21 protein-coding genes are annotated in these 22,811 nt (G+C 47.8%); all 21 read right to left on the bottom strand.

Annotated elements, in window-relative coordinates; translation table 11 throughout:
- Positions 1-12 precede the first annotated feature (12 nt).
- The 21 genes from CAN90_RS09795 to infC all read right to left on the bottom strand — a co-directional run bounded on the left by CAN90_RS09795 (position 13) and on the right by infC (position 22,740).
- Positions 13-480: a hypothetical protein gene (locus tag CAN90_RS09795; RefSeq protein ID WP_085833648.1), complete on the bottom strand. Its 468-nt coding sequence runs from the start codon at positions 478-480 to the stop codon at positions 13-15.
- Positions 477-1,283 carry an ADP-ribosylglycohydrolase family protein gene (locus tag CAN90_RS09800; RefSeq protein ID WP_085833649.1) on the bottom strand — a complete coding sequence of 269 codons (807 nt, stop codon included), beginning with the start codon at positions 1,281-1,283 and terminating at the stop codon, positions 477-479. The genes CAN90_RS09795 and CAN90_RS09800 overlap by 4 nt, the downstream gene beginning before the upstream one ends.
- Positions 1,284-1,328: 45 nt before the next feature.
- Positions 1,329-2,645 carry an APC family permease gene (locus CAN90_RS09805; RefSeq protein ID WP_085834332.1) on the bottom strand — a complete coding sequence of 439 codons (1,317 nt, stop codon included), beginning with the start codon at positions 2,643-2,645 and terminating at the stop codon, positions 1,329-1,331.
- Positions 2,646-2,994: 349 nt separating this feature from the next.
- Complete coding sequence (gene leuS, locus CAN90_RS09810) at positions 2,995-5,403, bottom strand: leucine--tRNA ligase (RefSeq protein ID WP_085833650.1); 2,409 nt, start codon at positions 5,401-5,403, stop codon at positions 2,995-2,997.
- Between the two features lie 13 nt (positions 5,404-5,416).
- Positions 5,417-5,776 (bottom strand): ribosome silencing factor, encoded by a 360-nt coding sequence (rsfS, locus tag CAN90_RS09815; RefSeq protein WP_085833651.1) that lies wholly within the window; start codon positions 5,774-5,776, stop codon positions 5,417-5,419.
- A 33-nt stretch (positions 5,777-5,809) separates the two neighbouring features.
- On the bottom strand, positions 5,810-6,379 hold the full coding sequence (yqeK, locus tag CAN90_RS09820; RefSeq protein ID WP_085833652.1) for a bis(5'-nucleosyl)-tetraphosphatase (symmetrical) YqeK: 570 nt from the start codon (positions 6,377-6,379) through the stop codon (positions 5,810-5,812).
- On the bottom strand, positions 6,372-7,007 hold the full coding sequence (nadD, locus tag CAN90_RS09825; protein WP_242953618.1) for a nicotinate-nucleotide adenylyltransferase: 636 nt from the start codon (positions 7,005-7,007) through the stop codon (positions 6,372-6,374). Before nadD ends, yqeK begins: the two co-directional genes overlap by 8 nt.
- 82 nt (positions 7,008-7,089) lie before the next feature.
- Positions 7,090-7,395 (bottom strand): YhbY family RNA-binding protein, encoded by a 306-nt coding sequence (locus CAN90_RS09830; protein ID WP_085833653.1) that lies wholly within the window; start codon positions 7,393-7,395, stop codon positions 7,090-7,092.
- 18 nt (positions 7,396-7,413) lie between these two features.
- On the bottom strand, positions 7,414-7,998 hold the full coding sequence (locus CAN90_RS09835) for an XTP/dITP diphosphatase (RefSeq protein WP_085833654.1): 585 nt from the start codon (positions 7,996-7,998) through the stop codon (positions 7,414-7,416).
- On the bottom strand, positions 7,995-8,912 hold the full coding sequence (gene ftsY / locus CAN90_RS09840; protein WP_085833655.1) for a signal recognition particle-docking protein FtsY: 918 nt from the start codon (positions 8,910-8,912) through the stop codon (positions 7,995-7,997). The genes CAN90_RS09835 and ftsY overlap by 4 nt, the downstream gene beginning before the upstream one ends.
- A 101-nt stretch (positions 8,913-9,013) precedes the next feature.
- Positions 9,014-12,583, bottom strand: a complete 3,570-nt coding sequence (smc, locus tag CAN90_RS09845; protein WP_085833656.1) for a chromosome segregation protein SMC — start codon at positions 12,581-12,583, stop codon at positions 9,014-9,016.
- Positions 12,584-12,602: 19 nt separating this feature from the next.
- The gene (locus CAN90_RS09850; RefSeq protein WP_085833657.1) at positions 12,603-13,613 is read right to left on the bottom strand and encodes an elongator complex protein 3; all 1,011 of its coding nucleotides are present in this window, start codon (positions 13,611-13,613) and stop codon (positions 12,603-12,605) included.
- Positions 13,610-14,299, bottom strand: coding sequence for a ribonuclease III (gene rnc / locus CAN90_RS09855; protein ID WP_085833658.1), 690 nt, complete (start codon positions 14,297-14,299; stop codon positions 13,610-13,612). Before rnc ends, CAN90_RS09850 begins: the two co-directional genes overlap by 4 nt.
- Before the next feature lie 36 nt (positions 14,300-14,335).
- Positions 14,336-15,328, bottom strand: a complete 993-nt coding sequence (plsX, locus tag CAN90_RS09860; protein WP_085833659.1) for a phosphate acyltransferase PlsX — start codon at positions 15,326-15,328, stop codon at positions 14,336-14,338.
- Positions 15,312-16,658 carry a methylenetetrahydrofolate--tRNA-(uracil(54)-C(5))-methyltransferase (FADH(2)-oxidizing) TrmFO gene (gene trmFO, locus CAN90_RS09865; RefSeq protein WP_085833660.1) on the bottom strand — a complete coding sequence of 449 codons (1,347 nt, stop codon included), beginning with the start codon at positions 16,656-16,658 and terminating at the stop codon, positions 15,312-15,314. Before trmFO ends, plsX begins: the two co-directional genes overlap by 17 nt.
- Positions 16,655-18,736: a type I DNA topoisomerase gene (gene topA / locus CAN90_RS09870; protein WP_085833661.1), complete on the bottom strand. Its 2,082-nt coding sequence runs from the start codon at positions 18,734-18,736 to the stop codon at positions 16,655-16,657. The genes trmFO and topA overlap by 4 nt, the downstream gene beginning before the upstream one ends.
- Positions 18,737-19,095: 359 nt before the next feature.
- Positions 19,096-20,373 carry a DNA-processing protein DprA gene (gene dprA / locus CAN90_RS09880; protein WP_085833663.1) on the bottom strand — a complete coding sequence of 426 codons (1,278 nt, stop codon included), beginning with the start codon at positions 20,371-20,373 and terminating at the stop codon, positions 19,096-19,098.
- Position 20,374: 1 nt separating this feature from the next.
- On the bottom strand, positions 20,375-21,184 hold the full coding sequence (locus CAN90_RS09885; RefSeq protein WP_085833664.1) for a TrmH family RNA methyltransferase: 810 nt from the start codon (positions 21,182-21,184) through the stop codon (positions 20,375-20,377).
- Positions 21,185-21,639: 455 nt separating this feature from the next.
- Complete coding sequence (rplT, locus tag CAN90_RS09890; RefSeq protein WP_085833665.1) at positions 21,640-21,993, bottom strand: 50S ribosomal protein L20; 354 nt, start codon at positions 21,991-21,993, stop codon at positions 21,640-21,642.
- Positions 21,994-22,047: 54 nt separating this feature from the next.
- Entirely contained in the window at positions 22,048-22,245 is a 198-nt protein-coding gene (rpmI, locus tag CAN90_RS09895; protein WP_085833666.1) for a 50S ribosomal protein L35, read from the bottom strand.
- Positions 22,246-22,269: 24 nt separating this feature from the next.
- On the bottom strand, positions 22,270-22,740 hold the full coding sequence (gene infC / locus CAN90_RS09900) for a translation initiation factor IF-3 (RefSeq protein ID WP_316321672.1): 471 nt from the start codon (positions 22,738-22,740) through the stop codon (positions 22,270-22,272).
- Positions 22,741-22,811 lie beyond the last annotated feature (71 nt).

The following is a 22,811-nucleotide window of genomic DNA, read 5'->3' on the forward strand; positions in this document are numbered from 1 at the left end:
TATCTCGGCCTATTACAGCTTTACTTTATACTCGGAAAGCCACTCGGGCCGAATTTCTTCCAGAATCGCCTGGGGTACATGGTACGCCCAAGGGCTACGCTGATGCTTTAATGATTCGATAGTTCGGTGCAGCTTTTCTTTGGTGATATTATCTACCTCACCCGCTATTAAATCGTGGTAATCTTTGGGAGAGGTAAATTGGAGCATATACATAAAATCTGCCCACTCGGAATACTCTGTGAGCCATACATTTTCTTTAGGAACCTTTAAGATTAATTTTACACTGTTTGAGGTACTTCCACCCGTGTTTTTACGGTGGAATCTTAAATTCCCGAAAATGGGGCTCTCGCAGTTCAGGTTTAGCATATCGACTAAGCAATCGTACGCATGCGCGTACTTTTGGCTGCGGTGGGCGCGGTATACTTCACCGGATTTTAATATTCGAAGCACTCTTACAGACTGGTAAGTGTATATTATCACTCACGATCCTCCTTACAATATGGTTCAGTAGCCCAACGGTATAACAGCTGTTCCCCCTCAGAAACAGCCGGGTCATACAAAAATTTATGAAGCAGCTGGCTGTTTTCAAAGCCAGTATCTTTATAATATGCCTCTGCAATAGCGCCGGTAATGCACGCCACCGTATCGGTATCGCAGGTAACGCTAAGCACATTGCGTATGCTGCTCTCCCACGAATCACTCTCTAAAAAGCAACGGATGGCAAGCGGTACCGAGCCTTCGCAGCTCATATCAAATTTTGAAAAGGGTCTGTACAAAAGCAACCGGCGATTTAGTGGATACCCATAGCGGGATGAAATCTGCTTTTTTATCTCTCTTTTGGAAAAGCCATTTCTCGCTAGAAAGACACTTACTGCCACTGCCTGCGCTCCGGCAATTCCCCGCGGGTGGTTGTGGCTGCACTCAGCGCTCTTTTTCGCCTCAAGCTCCACTTCTTCCACCGTATTAAAATACTCTCCCACAAAGCTTACCCGCATAGCAGAACCATTGCCATGGCTTTGATAAGGGGAATGCAGGTGGTCACACAACCATTCCTTAAACATAGGTCCATACCCTGCCAAAGGATAACGCTTGCCAAACAATACGTATGCGTCGCGATATGAAATCTTATTTAGAATGGCGTACTTGGTTGCCACCGTCATTACGGTATCATCTGTATAAAAACAGCCATTTTCAAACAGAGAGATTTTCTTGTGATTAAAGCCTTTCGGTTTGCTGAACTCATAGCGAGAGCCGGCTATATCGCCCAGAAGAGCTCCATCCAAAGACACTCCCCCCTTTTTTCCTCTATTGATAGGAATAAATCACATTCATTCTATTTTCTCTTTTTTCTTTTTCATCCATTGGTAAACGGGCAAACCCAACAGAGTAATGCCTAACCCGATGATGGAACGTAGCGGGGCATCCATCAGTGTGCTAATTAAAATGTAAATGCCGCCTACCGCACCAATAATGGGGGTGATAGGGTACAGCGGAACTCTATAATTCCCCTCTTTGGGCTTTTGCTTTTTTCGTAAAATAAATACGCCCAAAACGCCCATGGTAAAGAAAATCCATAACACGAACACCAATAAATCGGTGAGGGTATTAAATGTTCCGGTAAGTATATATACCAGTGCAAGAATGCTTTGGAAAATGAGAGCATTTGCCGGGGTACGCAGTTTAGGGTGAACTTCTCCCAGGATTCTGGAGAACGGAAGCTGCCCTCTTTCGCCCATTGCCTGAGGTACTCGAGCCGCCGTCATCAAATATCCGTTGAGCGCACCAAACACAGAAATCATTATGCCTGCGGTAATAAAGGTTGCTCCGCCTTCACCGAACAGAACATCTGCCGCATCAGCTCCCGGTGTGGGAGAAGATACAATCTGCTCGAGCGGAAGTGCACGAAAAATCGCCACATTAAAGAGAGCGTATACCGCAATTACAAACAGCACCCCAATGGAGATAACCTTTGGCAGTGTTTTCGATGGATTTTTCAGCTCACCTGCCATATTGGTAACACCGATCCAGCCATCATAAGCCCATAAGGTACCCAAAATGGCAGCACCAAAGCCTGCTCCTTGCAACGCTTGCTGAGTCGAGCCTGCAAATCCCGGAATACTGGGAGAAAGCAGCCCTACCCCGATAATGGCAACAATGGGAATCAACTTGCCGACCGTTGCAAGAGTTTGAATGATACCACCGCATTTAGTAGATAAAATATTCATAACCAAAATAAATGCCAAAACACCTGCCGCCAACAGCTTTTGCTGAATGCCGCTAATCGGAATAAAATAAGCAGCATAAATAGAAAATGCAATCGCCTGTGCCGCAACAGATGCCGGGTATGAAATAACAGTTTGAACCCAGCCAAGCATAAACCCAGCTCTCTCATCGTAGAGCTCTTCCAAATAGGTGTAAAGTCCGCCTGACTTTGGTATAGCCGATGCAATTTCAGCAACTGACAGTGCCGAAGCCAGCGTGATGATGCCACCTACTACCCAAGCGGCGATACTCATTGCTGGGCTGCCTGCATTGTTTAGAACAATACCGGGTTTTAAGAAAATGCCGGACCCAATGATCATTCCCACAACGATTGCCATTGCTTCTACAATCGTTATTGATTTTTTTAATGTGTTTTTTTCCATAACTGTTCCACAATCCTTACTAATCTCCAATTTTGCGAACCTAGAGCAACAGAACATCATTCGGCTGCCTTCTGCACACAACCTCACCATCCTGCGATTTCTGTACTATTATACACGCTGCAGAAAGAATAGAAAAGCATTTTTTCTCTCATATACTATGGTGTTCATACAAAGAAACAGCAGCACTTCGGCCAAAAAGAGGCTGTTGTGCTGCTGAAAGAAAATTCTATAAAGCAAAAATCTACATTTTTTATCGGCAACATCAATGAACCACCGAATTACCTATAAATTTTAGATACTTTTATTTCTTTAAAACAAGCGGTGTTTTTATATTCTTTGCAAATAGTAATTATTTTGCTACAATATTTACCAGCTTACCCGGTACATAAATTTCTTTTACTATCTGCTTACCAGCAAGCTCTGCCGCAATTTTTTCTTGCTCTTTTGCCGCTGCTACTGCCTGCTCTTTTGTAAAATCTACGGGAATTTCAACGCGGGCACGAACCTTGCCACTCACCTGCAAAGCAATTTCAACTGTACTTTCCTGGCATTTTTCTTCCTCATACTTCGGCCAGCTTTGCTCCGAAGCAAAACCAGAACCAAGCTTTGCCTGCTCCCACACCTCTTCGGTGATATGCGGTGCAAAGGGATTCAAAAGCAAGGTAAACACACGCAGTTCTTCGCGGTTAATGGAACCAACATCAGAAATATCGTTGATGAGAGCCATCAAAGCAGCGATTGCCGTATTAAACTTCAGGCCTTCAACATCCTCGCCGACCTTTTTGATTGTTTTATGGAACGCATGCTCCAGCGCGGGGGTAATTGTATCACCCGGAACCATACGTTCAACTAAGGCATAATAACGCTCTAAGAATCGGCGGCTGCCTTTGATGCTAGCGGTGTTCCATGGCGCGGCTTTTTCAAAGTCACCAATGAACATTTCGTATAGGCGCATGGTATCTGCACCATACTCGTCCACAATCACATCTGGGTTCACAACATTGCCGCGCGATTTACTCATCTTCTCGCCGTTTTCGCCCAAAATCATACCGTGGCTGGTGCGCTTGGCATAGGGCTCAGCAGTGGGAACCACGCCTATGTCATATAAGAATTTATGCCAGAAACGGCTATACAGCAAATGAAGCGTTGTGTGCTCCATGCCACCGTTATACCAATCAACCGGTGACCAATACTCGAGTGCCTCTTTGCTGGCCAGAGCCTCTGTATTATGGGGATCCATATAGCGCAGGAAATACCACGAAGAACCTGCCCATTGGGGCATGGTATCCGTTTCGCGTTTAGCTGGACCGCCGCAATGCGGGCAAGTGGTATTTACCCAGTCTGTCATGTGAGCCAGAGGTGATTCGCCATTGTCGGTTGGCTCATAGGATTTTACCTCCGGAAGAGTCAAGGGCAGCTCGCTTTCCGGCAAACCAACATAACCGCATTTATCACAGTGCACAATCGGGATGGGCTCGCCCCAATACCGCTGGCGGGAGAACACCCAGTCGCGTAGCTTAAAGTTTACCTTTTGCTCACCAATGCCCTTTTCGGCAAGGTATTCGATAATCTTCTTTTTGGCTTCTTCCACGGTCAAGCCGTCTAATATGCCGGAATTGACCATGATGCCGGTATCACAATCGGTAAATGCTTCTTCTTCCACATTGCCGCCCTTAACCACTTCAACAATGGGAAGATTGAATTTCTTTGCAAATTCCCAATCGCGGGTATCGTGCCCGGGAACGGCCATAATGGCACCGGTACCGTAAGAAACCAGAACATAATCGGAAATGAAGATGGGAATCTCTTTCCCCGTTAGCGGGTTTGTTGCGGTTACACCTTGCAAACGAACACCGGTTTTCTCTTTTGCTACCTCAGTTCGCTCAAAGTCGGATTTTTTCGCCGCTGCCTGCTGGTAAGCATGAATTTCATCCAGATTTTGAAGGCTCTGTGCCCAAGTTTCCAAATAAGGATGCTCGGGAGAAAGCACCATATAAGTTGCACCGTAGAGTGTGTCGGGTCTTGTAGTATAAATAGTCAGCTCTTCCCCGTGACTGGTACCAAAACGAACCTCCGCACCGGTGGAACGACCAATCCAGTTTCTTTGCTGTGCCTTTACACGGTCAGGGTAATCCACCAAATCCAAATCGTCTACAAGGCGCTGTGCATACTCGGTAATCTTGAGCATCCACTGCGATTTCACCTTATGAACAACCTCACTGCTGCAACGCTCACATACACCGTTTACCACTTCTTCATTAGCGAGAACACATTTGCACGAGGTGCACCAGTTTACAGACATCTCTTTTTTATAGGCGAGACCACGGTGGAACATCTGCAAGAAAATCCACTGCGTCCATTTATAGTAGGAGGGGTCCGTCGTGTTAATCTCTCTGGACCAATCGAACGAAATGCCCAACGCTTGAAGCTGCTGCTTAAAGCGGGCAATATTTTTCTCGGTAACAATTGCCGGGTGAACATGGTTTTTAATTGCAAAGTTTTCCGTCGGCAGGCCAAAGGCGTCCCAGCCAATGGGGTACAGTACATTATAGCCCATCATTCTGCGACGACGCGACACAATATCGAGCGCTGTGTAAGAGCGCGGGTGCCCAACATGAAGCCCTTGTCCCGACGGATACGGAAACTCAATCAACGCATAAAACTTCGGCTTCTCTGTAGATGTGGAAGCATGAAAAACCCCTGCTTCTTCCCACTTTTTCTGCCACCGTGCCTCAATCGGCTTATGTTCGTATTTCACTTGGTGCTCCCCCTCATTCCGCTTGGCTCAAAAAATCAAGACTAATTGTTTCTGCGTCTTTCCACAGGCGGTCTAAATCATAAAATTGGCGTGCTTCGCCGGTAAATACATGAATGACCACATGACCGTAATCCAGAAGAATCCAAGCATTGGAGCGGTAGCCCTCAACGTGGTCTGCCATAATACCGTTTTCTTTCAGCTGAAACTCCACTTCGTCAGCCAAAGCCTTTACATGCGTGCTGCTCGTACCGGTAGCCAGCACAAAATAATCTGCCAGAACAGAAAGCTCTTGAATCCCAAGCACCTTCAGTTCATCGGCCTTTTTGTTGTCTAAAATAACTGCGGCCTTTTGGGCCAGCTCTAATGCCGTCATCTGGTAACCACCATTTCTATAATCAAATTTGTATTACTTGCCGCGTGCAACAATCTCTGCGTTATATGCGGCTAAACTATCAGGATGAATCGGTTTTTGATTCTGCGATAAATCTTGTATCGTAAATATAAGCCCTGCCATGACAGCATCCTGCAAACCATGGTGCGCTGCTTCACGAAGCTCCTGTACACCATCGTAATCGCGCTCATCTGAAATGAAATCTGCTACAAACACAATTTTTTCAAGCGCAGACATATTGGCTCGCCCGGTGGTGTGGTAGCGCACCGCGTTCACCACCTCGGCATCCTCAATACCCAGCACCTTTTGAAGGTACGCGGCACCGGCCATGGCATGCCAAAGCTTGGGTGCAGAACGCTCTACATCTGTGAGCATTATACCAGAGCTTTCCATGATTTTCAACTGCTCCTCGGGTGGGGCTTCCTTCATAATATCGTGAAGAACACCGGCTAGTCTGGCCTTTTGCGGGTCAGCTCCGTTTTGTACTGCAAGCTCCTCTGCTGCCTTTGCAACATTCATGCTGTGTATAAAACGCTTCTCCGACAGGCGGCTGCGAACGATTTCTTCATACTGTTTTTCATCCATTGGAATTCCCCCCGTATAAATGATGCTGAAAAATATAATCCTCCACAGCCTTTGGAACCAAATCCGCTATGGGAAGACTTTGCTTGACTCGCTCCCGCACCAATGTAGATGAAATTGGTAAAAGTGGCAGTTCCTCCACATGTGTTTTTGCACCCAGAGCATTTAGCTTTTCAGCATACCACAAAAGCTCATCTTTCCCATTTTCGTCTCGTGGGACTGCACACATTCGCGCCAGCCGGAACAATGTTTTGTATTCTCGCCACTGCTCCAAGGTTAAGAACATATCGGCTCCCATCAAGAGGTAAAGCTCGGTATCTGGGTAAGCATGGTGTAGCTGGCGCAAAGTGTCTACCGTGTAGCTTGGTCCCTTGCGGTGCAGTTCGATGTCCGACACCTCAAGCCCATGCGGCTGCGCCGCCAAACGGCACATTGTGAGGCGATCGTTGGCGTTTGCCAAATCCTCTGCAGCCTTGTGCGGCGGCACAAGAGACGGTATCAGCATCACACGGTCAATCCCCAAACGCTCCTGAAAGCCCTGAACCAAATGCAAATGCCCGTTATGAATGGGATTAAAGGTTCCGCCAAATACAGCCAGCTTTTTCATGGGCACTTCTGTTTTGAAACACAACTCGATTCCGCTCCTTTACTTTTCCCTGTAATGGATGGGAAAAATTCAGTTCTAAAGATAAAATCAAGTATTCTGTGACCCATTATTTTTTAGGAGCTCTTGGTAGAACAATTTTGGGCTCCTTGTGGTTTTTACGGTAGAGAATAAACTTGCTGCCAATCACCTGCACCACTTCCGCAGAGAGAGGAGTCGCAAGCTCATCTGCTGCCTGACGGGCAGTCATACCAGCGCTTTCCAGCACCTTGCCCTTAATCAGTTCACGAGCGGTGAGCGCATCGTCTGCCTGCTTTTCAATATCGCTGCTCATTCCGTCCTTGCCAATCATTAAAATCGTGTCAATCGAGTTTGCCAAAGAACGAAGATACGCCCGCTGCTTACTAGTAATCATTCCATATACTCCTTTATTTTAACCGTTTTTCTTCCAATTTTCCAGTTCCTGCGCTAATTTAGAAAGCGCAAGACCACGATGGCTGATGCTGTCTTTTTCTTCTGCTGTCATTTCTGCATAGGATTGCTCCCCTACAAGGAAAACGGGGTCATAACCAAAACCGCCCTCTCCCTTTGGTGCATACGCGATTTTACCCTCACAAGCACCCTCTGCGGTAAGCACCTTACCATCCGGAAACACACAGCAAACCGCACTTACGAAACGTGCGGTTCTTTTTTCTGTAGGAACTGCCTCAAGCTCGTTTAACAGCTTTTCATAACGCTGCTTGTCGGTTGCACCCTCGCCTGCATAGCGTGCCGAATACACGCCGGGTGCGCCGTCAAGCGCGTCTACCACAAGGCCGGAATCATCTGCAATGGCAGGCATTCCGGTTTCTTTGCAAGCAGATTCCGCTTTGAGCAAAGCATTCTCTTCAAACGTAGTTCCGGTTTCTTCCACCTCGGGCAAATCCTCGCGAATGATTGCATCAAAACCCAAGGGCACTAAAATACGCCTTAGCTCTTTAAGTTTTTTTGCATTGTGTGTTGCGATTACAAATGTCATTCTTCTTCCCTCTCAAACAATGCCGCCGCGAAATCGTCCGCTTCAAACGGCTGCAAATCATCTATTTTTTCACCAAGACCAATGAGCTTTACAGGCAAGCCAAGCTCCTGCCGGATGGGCAGAACCACACCACCACGTGCAGTACCGTCTAGCTTTGTGAGCACAATACCTGTAAGGCCTGCTGCAAGCTGAAACTCTCTTGCCTGATTCACGGCATTTTGCCCAGTTGTTGCGTCGAGCACCAAAAGAACCTCTTTGTCACACTCCGGCAATTCACGGTCAATGATACGGCTGATTTTCGCAAGCTCATCCATCAAATGCTTCTTATTATGCAGGCGCCCGGCAGTATCACAAATCACCACATCCATACCGCGTGCTTTGGCAGCCGCAATGGTATCGAACACCACTGCCGCGGGGTCAGAGCCCTCCGCATGCTTTACCATCGGAACATCGGCACGGTCTGCCCACACCTGAAGCTGGTCGATTGCCGCCGCGCGGAACGTATCTGCCGCACCGAGGATGACCTTCTTCCCCTCACGCGAAAGCTTAGCGGCAAGCTTGCCGATGGTGGTTGTTTTGCCTACGCCGTTCACACCGATGATGAGAATGACAGACGGCTTTGTGTTAAGCTGTAGTTCTTCCCCACCGCTGAGCATTTCAGAAACAATTTCTCGCAGGAGACCGCGAACGTCCGCCGGGTTTGTAACACCGTTCTTTTTCACGCGAACGCGTAGCTCCTCACAAATTTTAGCAGACGTAGCAGCGCCAACATCTCCCATTATCAGCAGCTCTTCCAGCTCTTCAAACAGCTCTTCATCAATTTTAGTAAAGCTGTTGAGCATGGTGTCAATTTGCCCGGTTATGCTGTCGCGTGTTTTTTTCAGTCCCTCTTTGATTTTATCAAAAAATCCCATCGCAAACTCCTTTTACATGTACTCCGGTATTGGTCTTGTATTCCTTATCGTAGTGCATACACGGCTATATCTCCGTTTCTATTGATAGCTTCTTCGTGCCGCTATCCAATCCCAAGTTTTTGCTCCATTTCAGAAGCGTGAAGCTCCAGCAATTTTGAAACACCTTCGTCCTGCATGGTAACCCCGTACAGTACGTCTGCCTCTTCCATGGTGCCACGGCGGTGTGTAATTACAATAAACTGTGTGTTTTGGTTCATCCCGCGCAGGTAGCCCGCGAAACGGTCAACGTTTACGTCATCAAGTGCCGCTTCAATTTCATCGAGTACACAAAACGGAGGTGGATTAACTTTCATGATTGCAAAATAGAGCGCTATGGCAACCAGTGCTTTTTCACCGCCGGAGAGAGACTCTAAATGCGCAACAATTTTGCCCGGTGGTTGAACCGCGATTTCAATTCCAGAGGTGAGTACATCCTCCGGCTGGCTGAGCGTCAGCTCGGCGGAGCCTCCCCCAAACAGCGAACGGAACGTCTCTGAAAAATGCTGACGAATTTTTTCAAAACGCTGCAAGAAAAGCTCCTGCATTTTTTGAGTCAGCTCACTGATGAGCTTTCGCAGTTCATCTCGCGATTTCTCTACGTCGCCAATTTGCTCCTTCATAAACTCGTAGCGCTCGGCAACCTCTTTGTATTCTTCCACGGCTGCCACATTCACGGTGCCTAACGCCTTTATTTTGCCTTTTAGCTCATTGAGGCGTCGCTTAGCGGTAGCAACATCTTCTAAGCGAGGGCAAATTTCTTCTGCTTCACGCCGAGTTAATTCGTATTCTTCCCATAAACGAGAGATAATTTCATCGTATTCCTTTTGCACATTGGCACGCCGTTCCTCCAAACGAGCCATTTCTTGCCCGATGGTATCGCGTGAGGAGGATTGCTCCCGCTCCTGAGACCGAAGCTGGGATGCCTTTGTTTCATATTCTGCCCGTTGTTTTGCGATTCCTTCCACGCTTTCACGAGAAGCTACTGCGGCATCCCGCAGTTCCTTGGCGTGCAGGCGTAGCTGCTCTGCCTGCTTTTTCAGCTCACAATCTTTATTCGTTAGCTGTACTAGCTCCTCGTTTAGTCGCTGTACCACACCGGCAAAGTTTTGGCGGCGGTTTTCTAGCTCTATTGCGGCGGCAGCGAGTGCCTCTTTTTCTTTTTGAGCAGAAAGTACCGTCATGCGCGCTTCCTGCAACGCATCCGTCAATGCTTGGTAACGTTTTTCCAGCTCTTCGCGGTTGCCGGTGATTTGGCTTACGCTCTCTTTTAAAGAAAGTATTTGTTCTTCCAACGCTTTGGCTTCACGCAAGGCCAGCTCTTTTTGCTCATGAAGCTGCATAAGTCTTTGTTCGGCCTGCTCTTGCTCTTTTACAAGCTCATTTGCGCCATTCTCCAAAGTTTGCCGCTCCGCTTTGATACGGCCATGCTCGGCCTGTATATGCACACGGTCTTCTTTAGCGGTGCTCAGCTCTGCTTGCGCAGTAACGAGTGAGGCCTGTGCAGAAGAATATTCTGTCTGTGCAGCTTTGAGTGCACCTTCTGCCTCCTCTGCCTTTTGTGAAAGCAACACAGCTTGTTTTTTCGCCTGCTCCATCTGTGCGGCACGGCTTAAAAGCCCTGCATTTTTTGCCAGCGAACCGCCGGTAAGTGAGCCGCCTGCGTTTACCAGCTGTCCATCCAGCGTCACCACACGGAAACGGTAGGAATAGCGCTTTGCAATCGCAACGGCACTGTCAAGGTCCTCCGCTATCACAATTCGCCCTAGCAAAGAACGCATGATTCCAGCGTATTTTGCATCGCAGCCACAAACGGAAAATGCAACACCCACAAACCCAAGGCAATCGGCAAGACCTTGCTCCTGCAACAGATTCCCGTGAATTGTGGAGATTGGCAAAAAGGTTGCCCGACCAGAATCCTTCTTTTTAAGCAGCTCAATCGCCCGTTTCGCGTCCTGCTCTGTTTCCACCAGAATGTTTTGCATGGAAGCACCCAGCGCTGTTTCAACCGCAACAGCGTATTCGGCAGGTACCTGCAATAGTCGGGAAACCGGGCCATGAATTCCGTTTAGGTTACCATGCCCTACTTCCTTCATTACTGTTTTTACACTGTGTGCAAAGCCCTCAAGGTTTCGCTCCATCTCTTCGAGCAGCTTAACTCGCCTCGCCTGCTCACCGGCATCCAGCCGAAGCTGTTCACTGTTGCGTTTGGCTTCCTCCAAGCGTTTCTGCCGGGAATCAAGCCGCATTTCAAACCCTCGAGCCGTATTCGATAAGGATGCAATGGAATCCTCTACATTTTGCAAAAGTGTACTGCACTCCTGCTCCTTCGTTTTGAGCTCTTGCTTGAGCTTTTCCCTATTTTCCAGCGCCTGCCGTACCGTGGCACGGCGCAGTTCAATTTCCGCAACTGCGGTGACCGCCGTCATTTCACGTATTTTTGCCTGTGAAACTTCAGCAGTAAGCTGAGCAAGCAAGCGGGTTTGCTCTTCCATTTGGCCGGAATACTGCTCCATGGAGCCTCTTAGTTCTTCCAGCCGTTTTGAAACAACCTCTACCTCTTCTTGCTGCATGAGTACAAAGCGGTCTTTATCCTGCATCTCGCTTTGTTTATCATCCATTTCTTTACGCAAATCTTCATCAGATAGAGAGGATTGCTCCAGCTCCTTTAAAATACGCTCTTGATTCTGCCGATTATGTTCCCGGTCGTTTTCTAAAACGGCCGCCTCGCCGTCCTTTCGGGCGGCTTCTTCCTCCTTGGTGGAAGCGAGGGCTCTCGCCTCATCCATTCTGGAGGTACAGGCATTTACTGCTTGATAATTTTCTTCAATCAGCCGTTCCACTTCGGCGGCCTTTTTATCTAGTTCTTCCTGTTGGCTGCGCGCTAGTAAGAGTTTATCCTCGTAGTCACGTAAAATCTTACCGGAACGCCCCAATGTGTTAAGCCATAAGCCAATTTCAAGCGTGCGCTTTTCTTCGGCATACTCTAAAAACTGCTTTGCTTTTTCCGCCTGCTCACGCAAAGGGCCAACTCGGGCTTCCAGCTCCGAGAAAATATCGTGCAAACGCACCAGGTTCTCTTGAGCCTGCTGTAAACGCCTTTCGGACTCTCCCTTACGGTAACGAAAGCGGGAGATTCCCGCGGCTTCTTCAAATATTTCGCGCCGGTCTTCACTGCGTGCAGCAACAATACTATCGATTTTACCCTGCCCAATCATCGAATAGCCGTCACGCCCCATGCCAGTATCCATAAAAAGCTCATGAATGTCGCGCAGGCGAACTGTATTTTTATTGAGCATATATTCACTTTCACCAGAGCGGTAATACCGGCGGGTAACGGCAACCTGGTCACTGTCGAACGCAAGCTGGCGGTCGGTATTGTCAAAGGTGAGCGTTACTTCAGCGTAGCCTTGCGCCTTGCGCGCATGGGTACCACCAAAGATTACATCCTCCATTTTGGAGCAGCGGAGCACGCGGGCTGACTGTTCCCCCAGTACCCAGCGGATGGAATCGCTAACATTGCTTTTTCCGCTGCCGTTTGGCCCCACAACCGCGGTGATACCTCGGTCAAACTGCAATACGGTTTTATCGGGAAAGGTTTTAAAGCCTTGCAGCTCCAAAGACTTTAACAGCACTCGTGTTCACCTGCTTTCGTTATATAAGTGAGGGATGAACGATAAACTTGGAGGGTTGTACGGATATATCCGAAATGATTTTCGCCGAATAGCCTAATTTGACAAGCTCTTGTAGATTACATCGGCTTTGCCCTACCGCTTTCGAAACCCACTGCGGTGCTACATGTATTTCGACATCACCCGGCAAAATTCGCTCCTGCTGGAAAAAAAGCAGAAGACGACGCAAAAACAACCTGCTCTCGCAAAGCTCGCGAAACGCCGGGTGCCACGGCCCTGCAATCTGGTTTTGCTGCATTTCAGGTGAGCTATGCAGCCCCAGGCGGATGACCGGAATAGAATTCGCCTCGAAAAACTCGAGCAGCTCACAGCATAGCTCCACCGTATCCTCCAAATTCATGGGAAGGTACTCACCGGTGCGGTAGCGTTGTGCAAGCTCTGTACCTTTCATTACAATCGTTGGATAAATGCGTACACAATCTGGTTTCAGCTTAGCAAATTCTTGCGCTGTTTGCAGCGCACCGGCGGCAGTATCTCCCCATAAGCCGGTCATCATTTGTAGACCAAGGGAAAAGCCCGCATTGTGTATCAGATGCGATGCCTCGCATACTTGCTCCGCTATATGTCCTCTGCGGTTCATTCGCAGCACGGTGTCGTTCATGCTCTGTGCGCCAAGCTCAATCGTTCTTACGCCATAATGCTTGAGCAGTGTGAGCACCTCTTCATCAATTGCGTCCGGCCGGGTGGAAATGCGAATGCCTGAAAAATCGCCATCCCATACACAAGGAGCGGCGGCTTCCAGCAGTGCGAGCATATCGCCACGATTAATTGCTGTAAAGCTGCCGCCGAAAAAAGCAATTTCGGCGAAACAACTTTTTTCTTTTAGATTTTCTTTGGCTATTTTGAGTGTCGCTCGAACCTCATCCGGTGTTGGTAATCGATCTTTACCAGTAATGCTGTTCTGGCTGCAAAAGGAACAATGCTGCGGGCAACCTGCGTGGGGCACGAATATAGCTATATTTACGTGCTTCAATAGCCCATCAGCTCCAGTGCTTCTCTTGCCGCTTGCTGTTCGGCTTCCTTTTTACTGCGCCCGCCGCCTTTACCAATCACATTGCTGTTGAGGCAAACCTCCACGGTAAAGTGCTTATCGTGGTCGGGGCCGCTTTCTCCAATGAGCACATATTCCAGCTGCTCTTCCGGGTTTTGCTGAATGATTTCTTGCAAAGCGGTTTTATAATCTTTAAACGCCTTTGGCCTCGAGGTTTGCAGTACAGGTAAAACAAAACGCAGAATAAACTCTCTTGCCTTTTCCATCCCAGCATCCAGATAAATGGCGGCTATGAGGGCCTCAAACGCATCTGCAAGGATGGACGCCCGCTGCCGCCCACCGGAGTTCTGTTCCCCTCGGCTAAGCAAAAGGTAATCCCCTAGACCTAGCTGACGAGAAAAACCGCAGAGTGCCTTCTCACAGACCAGCGCGGCACGATTTTTTGTTAAATCTCCCTCTGGTAAATTGGGGCAGTGTTTAAAAAGATAATCTGCCACTACAATGCTGAGTACAGAATCGCCCAAAAACTCCAAACGCTCGTTGCTGTGTCCTGCCGACTTCACCTCATTCGCATAAGAGGAATGGGTCATAGCGGTAATTAAATACTGCTGATTTTTAAATTGATACTGCAATTTTTCTTCTAAATCTTTTAAATTTGCTTTAAGCATATACACACTCCTTCCCTTATTCCATGAGGTGCCGGGTCACTCCTGCTGGGTGATGGCACGGCTGATTTCTTCGGTAACGTTCTTCTCTACATAGGCTTTGGTAAGGCGCAAAGCACTTTCAAGCGTGCGAGCCTTTGCACTGCCATGCACTTTAAATACCGGCTTGGAGGCACCCATGACCGGTGCACCGCCATACTCGTTGTAATCCATGGTTTTTTTAAGCTCTGTCATATCCTTAAGCAAAATTGCAGTTGCCATTTTGTTTTTTGTATTCTTAGTAAATACTTCTTTAAACTTGCCCATTACCATAGTGACAACGCCTTCAAACATTTTTAGAATAATGTTTCCAGTAAAACCGTCTGTTACTACAACATCTGCCCCATCGTTTGAAATATCGCGTGCTTCAATATTGCCAATAAAGTTTAAATTGGATTCTTTGAGCATGGCAAACGCTTGGCGCTGCAGTTCACCGCCCTTGTGGTCTTCAGTACCCACATTCGCAAGCCCTATTCGGGGTTTTTCTACCCCAATTACCTTCTCCAAATAAATAGAGCCCATAATACCAAACTGCAAAAGCATTTCAGGGCGGCAATCTACATTGGCACCGCCGTCAATCAACATAAAGAAGCCGTTGCTGTTCGGCACCATTGGCGCAAACGAAACGCGCTTAATTCCTTTAATGCGCTTTACTATCATGGTTGCACCAACCACTAAAGCGCCGCTATTGCCAGCAGAAACAAAGGCATCGCCCTTTCCCTCAGCTACAAGGCGCAGACCCTCCGCCATGGAGGAATCCTGCTTTTCTTTCATGATCGCGCCGGCGTGGTCTTCCATTGTGAGCACCTCGGGTGCATCCACAATTTCCATTCGCTCCAAAGAGATTTGATTTTCTTCCGCGACCTTCCGAATTTCATCTTCACGGCCCGTAAGAATAATATCAATATCCAAACTTTTTACGGCGGCCTCACAGCCCTTTAGAATTTCAAGCGGCGCATTGTCGCCACCAAACGCATCAACAATGATTTTCATCAGATAAGCCTCCCATTCCATCTACATCTTTTTGAGTATATGGTAGAAGCATGTCCAAAGAACGCTGCGCCAATGCCTCATACCGTTCTCTTTTATCTCGAATGTGTTCCTCAAGGGGCGGAAGTATTCCAAAATTTGCCCCCATTGGCTGAAAATGAGCCGAATCACATTCCACCAAATAACGGCTCAACGCACCAATCATCGTCTCACGCGGGAGAATTACGGTTTTTTGCTCGTTTAATAGCCTTGCCGCATTCCAGCCCGCCATTAAACCAGAGGCGGCGGATTCCATGTAGCCCTCCACACCGGTAAGCTGACCGGCAAAAAAGAGCGTTGGGTCTGCTTTAAGGCTAAAATCAGAAAGTAGAACCTTGGGTGAATTGATAAATGTATTGCGGTGCATTACGCCGTAGCGTACAAAATCGGCATTTTTTAGTGCCGGAATCATCCCAAACACTCTTTTTTGTTCTGGAAATTTAAGGTTTGTTTGAAAGCCTACCAAATTATAGAGTGTAGCTGCGGTATTTTCTTGCCGAAGCTGAACCACCGCCCATGGGCGATGCCCGGTTTTGGGGTCTCGCAGGCCAACCGGCTTCAGCGGACCAAAGCGTAGGGTATCGTGCCCACGGCCTGCCATTACTTCAACCGGCATACAGCCTTCATATACCTTTGGGTCGGCTACATCAAAGCCGTGCACTGGTGCACGCTCTGCGGTAACCAAAGCATCGTAAAAACGCTCGTATTCCTCTTTGTTCATCGGACAATTGATATATGCGTTATCGCCGCCCTTATCATAACGAGAAGCGGTAAAGCAGGCGTCCATATCCAGGCTTTCAGCCGTAACAATGGGCGCGGCGGCATCATAAAAGCTGAGGCAACCCGCACAGATAATAGCGATATCATCTGCTAACTCCTGCGCCGTTAAAGGGCCGGAGGCAATAATGCGAATGCCATCATCTGGAATGCACTTTACCTGCTCTGCGTGAACGGTAATAAGTGGGTGATTGCGAATTTGCTCTGTAACAAGCGATGAAAATACATCGCGGTCAACGGCAAGCGCACCGCCTGCCGGAACACGTGCTTTGTCTGCACACTGCATGAGAAGTGAGCCCAAACGCCGCATTTCCTCTTTTAGAAGACCAGCCGCACTTGCTACTCGTTCTGCCTTGAGTGAATTGGAACAAACCAATTCTGCAAATCCGGCGTTTTTATGAGCAGGAGTATAATGATTAGGCTTCATCTCGAATAAATCGACACAAATTCCCCGAGATGCAATCTGCCAAGCTGCTTCACAGCCAGCTAGGCCGGCCCCTATGACAGAAATTCTCATTGTTCCTCCACTTTCTCATAACCGCAATCGGGTGTTACGCAGTACAGCTTCGGGTTTTTGCCTTTTTTACGAAGCAAGGTTTTGCCGCACCGGGGGCATTTTTCCATGGTAGGCTCATCCCAAGAGACAAAATCACAATTGGGGTATTCGTTACAACCATAGAACACACGGCCTTTTTTGGTCTTCTTTACAACAACCTTGCCGCCGCATTTGGGGCATTCTGCTCCATTTTCAATAACAAGCTTCTTTACATTTTTACAGTCTGGGTAACCGGGGCAAGCTAAAAACTTGCCATAACGCCCAACCTTAACTACCATGTTGCGTCCGCATTTTTCGCAGATAACATCGGTTTCGTCTTCCTTGAGTTGGATTTTAATTCCCTCCATGTCTTCCTTGGCTTTTTTCAGGGTCTTTTCGAAATCGCCATAGAAGTTATGAAGGGTTTGTACCCAATCGGTTTCACCGCTTTGAACGGTATCCAAATCCTTTTCAACCTGTGCGGTAAACTTCACATTCACAATTTTCGGGAAACGCTCGCGAATTAATTGTGTGGTGACCTCGCCTAGCTCGGTCGGGTGTAAAGCTTTTCCATCACGAACTACATATTCACGGCTGGTGATGGTAGAAATGGTTGCCGCATAGGTGGAAGGACGACCAATACCGTTTTCTTCCAAAGCCTTAATAAGCGAGGCTTCTGTAAAGCGTGGCGGCGGCTGGGTAAAGTGCTGGTTACCCGCCAGTTCTTTCTTTTTCAGGGGCATATCCTGCGTTAAAACCGGTAGAGCACCGCCCTGCTCGGTCTCTTCATCCTTGCCCTCTTCGTACAATACGGTAAAGCCATCAAACGTGACGGTATAGCCGGAAGCCTTAAACAGGTATTCTCCGGCGGTAATATCTGCTTGTGTGGTACTTTGCATGCAGTTTGCCATCTGGCAAGCGATAAAGCGCTCCCAGATTAACTTATACAACCGAAATTGATCATTAGTAAGACTACTTTTTACCTGCTCTGGTGTAATGCTGGGTGTAGAGGGGCGAATCGCCTCATGGCCATCCTGTGCATTTGCCTTTGTTTTAAAGTGACGAGGAGCATCTGGCAGGTACTTTTTACCCCAGCGCTCTTCAATATATGTGGTTGCATCATGAAGCGCGTCTTCTGAAATACGCAGAGAGTCGGTTCTCATATAGGTAATCAAACCGATTGCGCCCATACCCTCAATCTCAACACCTTCATACAGCTCTTGTGCCGCTTTCATGGTGCGGCGAGCCTGAAAGCCCAGCTTACGGGAAGCCTCCTGCTGTAAGGTAGAGGTAATAAATGGTGGAGCGGGGGACTTTTTACGAGAACCCTTTTTCACCTTAGAAACGTAAAACTCAGCTTCTTCCAAGCTTTTTAGGATTCCATCCGCCTGCTCTTGATTTGTTATTTTGATTTTACCGTTCGCATCACCGTAAAAAGAAGCCGCAAATGCCTTTCTCTCTCCCTTGGGAATGAGCTTTGCATCAATGCTCCAGTATTCTTCCGGTACAAAAGCGCGAATTTCTTCCTCACGGTCTACCACAAGGCGAACCGCAACAGACTGCACACGCCCGGCAGAAAGACCTCGGCGAATTTTTTGTGATAAAAACGGGCTAAGCTTATAGCCCACCAAACGATCTAAAATTCGGCGCGCCTGTTGCGCATTTACCAAATCAATATCGATGGAGCGGGGGTGCTCCATACCGTTCGTGATTCCGGTTTTGGTAATTTCATTAAAGGTAATACGATTTTGCTTGGTTATATCAAGGTCAAGAATATAGGCAAGGTGCCAAGAGATTGCCTCTCCCTCACGATCAGGGTCAGTTGCGAGCAAAACTTCTTCACTTTTTTCTGCTGCACTTTTCAGCTCCTGAACCAGCTTTTCCTTCCCTTTAATAATTTCATACTTGGGTTTAAAATCGTGCTTTATATCCACGCTCAAACGGTTTTCTTGCAGGTCGCGAACATGTCCCATGGACGCTACTACCTCGTAACCGGAGCCTAAATACTTTTTGATTGTTTTTGCCTTGGCAGGTGACTCAACAATCACCAGTTTTGACATATACAAACCACCTCTTTCTCTTAAGATTGTATCCACTCAACGTGTAGAACGCAAGGGGTAGCGAAAAATAATTGGGAAAAACTGCCACCCTATGCAAATCATTAGCTATAATAATAGAATAAATGAATGGAATGCGCTGTATTTTTCTTCGCCAATTACGGATGATACAACACTTATCATTCCAGACAAAGCCTCGTTTTACCATACAAGAATCTTTTTTCACAAAAGCTTGGAAACCAAAAGTATAATCAATAACATAAAAAGTGAAACTTGTAAAAAACAAAACCAAATCTAAGCGCTGTGAAAACCGGCTGAATTCAGGCGATTTTCACAAAGCTTACCATAAAAATATTAATTTGTCACGAACAGCGGTATCTTCCACCGCCAAGAGGGTGTACTCGGTCAAGTAATTCCAACTCGGTTAACGCCGCCAATACCCTTTGCGGCGCAAAACCACTTTTCTGCGCTAAAACAGACACATGTATGGCTTCTTTTGTAATGAGAGAATCTACCAAAATAGCATCCTGCGAAGCTTGCTCTACTGTAAGAGTCGCTTTTGGCTGAGGTTCAGGCAGTGAAACCTGTGTGTCTGCAAGAAAACTTGGAAGTGTTTCGGATTCCAGCTCTTTAAAAACAACCGCCTTTTTCTGTGGCACTCTTTTTTTCGTAGGATTACCAGTGCTCGGTACAGAACGACGCTCGGGAATTACGGCAAACGGTACATTGGGATTGTCCTGATTTATGATTCGAATTTTATCTGGAAAACGGTCAATGTACTGCTCCAACAGTTCTTCGGCACAACTAATTGGAATAGCACCATTACGAATGAGGGTATTGACTCCGCGTGAAACCGGGTTATCAATCCCACAGGGGACAGCAAATACATCTCTTCCCTGCTCTAAAGCCAAATCTGCCGTGATGAGCGAACCGCTTTTTGCCGCGGCCTCCACAACCAGAACTCCACAGGAAAGGCCAGAAATAATGCGATTGCGAATTGGAAATGCCCCTCTGGAAGCAGGTGCGTCCGGAGGGTATTCCGAAATTAATGCGCCAAATTCAGCAACGCATTCCCGCAAACCGGCATTTTCCATTAAGTAAGGGTAATTCACCCCACAGCCGAGCACACACACGGTTTTGCCCTGCGCCTGCATGGCACCCTTGTGAGCAGCTGTATCAATTCCACGGGCGCCACCGCTAATAATAACAGCCCCTGCCCTAGCCAATTGATAAGAAAGTGAAAACGCAATTTTTTTACCAGAGATGGTTGCATCCCTTGTACCTACCATTGCGACAGAAGGCATTTCATCCACTTTGGGCAGCTTCCCTTTTACATATAATACGCAAGGCGGATTGCTAATTTCCCACAAGGAACGGGGATACTCTGCTGATTCTGGGGTAACAAGGCTTATCCCCAATTCATTGCAGCGTTCGATTACCTGCTGGGAATCCTGTAAAGAAAAGGAACGCAAAGCACTCAACTCACGTGCGGTGAAAAGCTCCTGGTCTTTCCAAAACCGTAAGCCTGCCTCCCAAAATTCACGCAAACCAGTACAGCAGGAAAGCACATCTCGCAGCTTGCCGCTGCCTGCACCAATCCCGTGCTGAAGCCATACCCAATACGCGTTTTCACTGCTCATATTAGTCTTTCCCCCGCGTTCTCATAATCTCCCACATTAGAATGGCCGCACTGGATGCTGCATTTAGGGATTCCGCTCTTCCGAGCATCGGGATGGTTACGCGTGCTTCACAAGCAGAAATAACATCGTCGGAAAGACCAGCGCCCTCGTTTCCCACTGCCAATAATACCGCGCTTGGAAAATCGACGCCAGTAATGGGAGATGCATCCTCAGCCGGAACGGCAGCAGCGGTATAATAGCCTTTTTCACGAAGACGGCTGACGCAGGGCGCTAGCTCCTCTTCATAATAAAGAGGCAAACGAAACACCGCCCCCATACCTGCCCGCAGCGCCTTTGCACCAAAGGGGTCACAGCAGGAGCCAGCAAGTACCACGCCAGATATGCCAAGCGCCTCTGCAGTACGCAGAACCGCCCCCAAATTGGACGGATCCTGAATTTCTTCAAGAGCCACATAGCAGCCGCTCTGCTCCATTTCAGCAGTGGTTGAACGCTTTGGCAGCTCTGCCGTGCAGTACACCCCCTGCGGTTGGCGGGTATCACTCAGTAGTTCTGCCACGGAATCGGCAATTTGATAAATTTGCTCTGCCTTAGGGAAAATCTTCTCCAAATAGGCAGAGTATTTCTCCCCTGCCCGTTCGGTATAGAACACACTGTGTATTACAAGCCCGCTTTCGGCTGCATCGGCGCAAAGACGCGCACCTTCCGCAAGAAAGGTGTTCTGTTCCCGCCGCTGTGAAGCGGATTCCCGCAGTTTAGCGGCAGCTTTTACAATTTCGTTTTTACGGCTGGTAATTACTTGGCAGGGTATCATTTTTATTCTCCAGACAAATTATAGATTAAAATAACGCCCAGGCTTTCGCCCCGCATAGGCAAAAAACATACGACCGGGCTATGACCCATCATGACAAAAATTTAGCATCCGGGCTATGACCCATCATGACAAAAATTTAGCATCCGGGCAACGACCCGTCTTGACAAAAATTATGCGCCCGGGCAACGACCCGCCATGACAAAAATTATGCGCCCGGGCAACGACCCGCCATGACAAAAATTATGCGCCCGGGCAACGACCCGCCATGACAAAAATTATGCGCCCGGGCAACGACCCGCCATGACAAAAATTATGCGCCCGGGCAACGACCCGCCATGACAAAAATTATGCGCCCGGGCAACGACCCGCCATGACAAAAATTATGCGCCCGGGCAACGACCCGCCATGACAAAAATTATGCGCCCGGGCAACGACCCGGGCGCAATCACAGCTTATTATAAGGCCGCTTTCGCCTTCTCTACCAGAGCCTTGAAAGCCGCTTCATCAGAAACAGCGATTTCGGAGAGCATCTTGCGGTTGAGGGTAATGTTTGCTTTTTTGAGGCCATTCATAAAAGTAGAATAATTCACGCCGTTCATTTTGCAACCAGCGGAAATACGGGTAATCCACAGGCGGCGGAAATCTCTCTTTCTCTGTTTACGGCCGATGTAAGCGTAATTGCCGGATTTCATTACGGCCTGTTTGGCCATTTTAAAATGCTTGCTTTTTGCACCCCAGTAACCTTTTGCAAGCTTTAATACCTTTTTTCTTCTTTTGCGTGTTGCTAACGCACCTTTCACACGAGCCATGATCTGTTACCTCCAAATATATGGTCAATATAAGATTTTTTTGAGTAGCTATCCTTAGCTGTAGGGCAGCATTTTCTTAACCTTCGCCACATTGGTAACGTCGGTCACAGTGGTCTGGCGCAGTACTCTCTTACGCTTTGTAGATTTTTTGTTCAAAATATGAGATTTGAACGCGTGACCGCGAATAACTTTGCCGTTCTTAGAAATTTTGAAGCGCTTTTTCGCGCCGGAATGTGTCTTCATTTTAGGCATAACAGTTGCCCCTCCTTAAAATAATTACTTCGTGGGTTTTGGAGCAAGGAACATGAGCATATTGCGCCCCTCAAGCTTTGAGGATTTCTCTACGTTCGCGATTTCGGAACACGCCTGCGCAAATTTCTGCATGATTTGGTGCCCCTGTTCCGGGTGGCCCATTTCGCGGCCACGGAAGCGGATCGACACTTTTACCTTGTCCCCATCCTGTAAAAAGCGGGTTGCATGACCCACCTTTGTATTAAAGTCATGGGTATCGATATTCAGAGAAAGGCGAATCTCTTTAATATCTACAACATGCTGATTTTTTCTTGCTTCTTTTTCACGCTTGGCTAGTTCAAAGCGGTATTTGCCGTAATCGATGATTTTGCAAACCGGAGGCTTCGCCTGCGGTGCAATCTTCACCAAATCCATATTGCTTTCCGCCGCCTTTGCCATGGCCTGCGCAATCGGCATAACGCCCAGCTGACCGCCGTCTTTGTCCACGACGCGCACTTCTTTATCCCGAATTTCTTCGTTGATCTGCAGTTCCTTGTTGCTAATTGGTAAGCACCTCCAAAATACGT

The organism is Clostridium merdae (assembly GCF_900176635.1).
Classification (GTDB): domain Bacteria; phylum Bacillota; class Clostridia; order Oscillospirales; family Acutalibacteraceae; genus Faecalispora; species Faecalispora merdae.

Coding starts and splice junctions, on each gene's coding strand:
- CAN90_RS09805 (WP_085834332.1), bottom strand. CDS start 2,645: ATGGAAAAAAACACATTAAAAAAATCAATAACGATTGTAGAAGCAATG.
- rsfS (WP_085833651.1), bottom strand. CDS start 5,776: ATGACGGCATTAGAGCTGGCCCAAAAGGCCGCAGTTATTTTAGACAAC.
- yqeK (WP_085833652.1), bottom strand. CDS start 6,379: ATGGATGAAAAACAGTATGAAGAAATCGTTCGCAGCCGCCTGTCGGAG.
- CAN90_RS09830 (WP_085833653.1), bottom strand. CDS start 7,395: ATGATTACTAGTAAGCAGCGGGCGTATCTTCGTTCTTTGGCAAACTCG.
- CAN90_RS09835 (WP_085833654.1), bottom strand. CDS start 7,998: ATGACATTTGTAATCGCAACACACAATGCAAAAAAACTTAAAGAGCTA.
- ftsY (WP_085833655.1), bottom strand. CDS start 8,912: ATGGGATTTTTTGATAAAATCAAAGAGGGACTGAAAAAAACACGCGAC.
- rnc (WP_085833658.1), bottom strand. CDS start 14,299: ATGCTTAAAGCAAATTTAAAAGATTTAGAAGAAAAATTGCAGTATCAA.
- plsX (WP_085833659.1), bottom strand. CDS start 15,328: ATGAAAATCATTGTTGATGCGTTTGGTGGCGACAATGCGCCGCTTGAA.
- trmFO (WP_085833660.1), bottom strand. CDS start 16,658: ATGAGAATTTCTGTCATAGGGGCCGGCCTAGCTGGCTGTGAAGCAGCT.
- topA (WP_085833661.1), bottom strand. CDS start 18,736: ATGTCAAAACTGGTGATTGTTGAGTCACCTGCCAAGGCAAAAACAATC.
- dprA (WP_085833663.1), bottom strand. CDS start 20,373: ATGAGCAGTGAAAACGCGTATTGGGTATGGCTTCAGCACGGGATTGGT.
- CAN90_RS09885 (WP_085833664.1), bottom strand. CDS start 21,184: ATGATACCCTGCCAAGTAATTACCAGCCGTAAAAACGAAATTGTAAAA.
- rplT (WP_085833665.1), bottom strand. CDS start 21,993: ATGGCTCGTGTGAAAGGTGCGTTAGCAACACGCAAAAGAAGAAAAAAG.
- rpmI (WP_085833666.1), bottom strand. CDS start 22,245: ATGCCTAAAATGAAGACACATTCCGGCGCGAAAAAGCGCTTCAAAATT.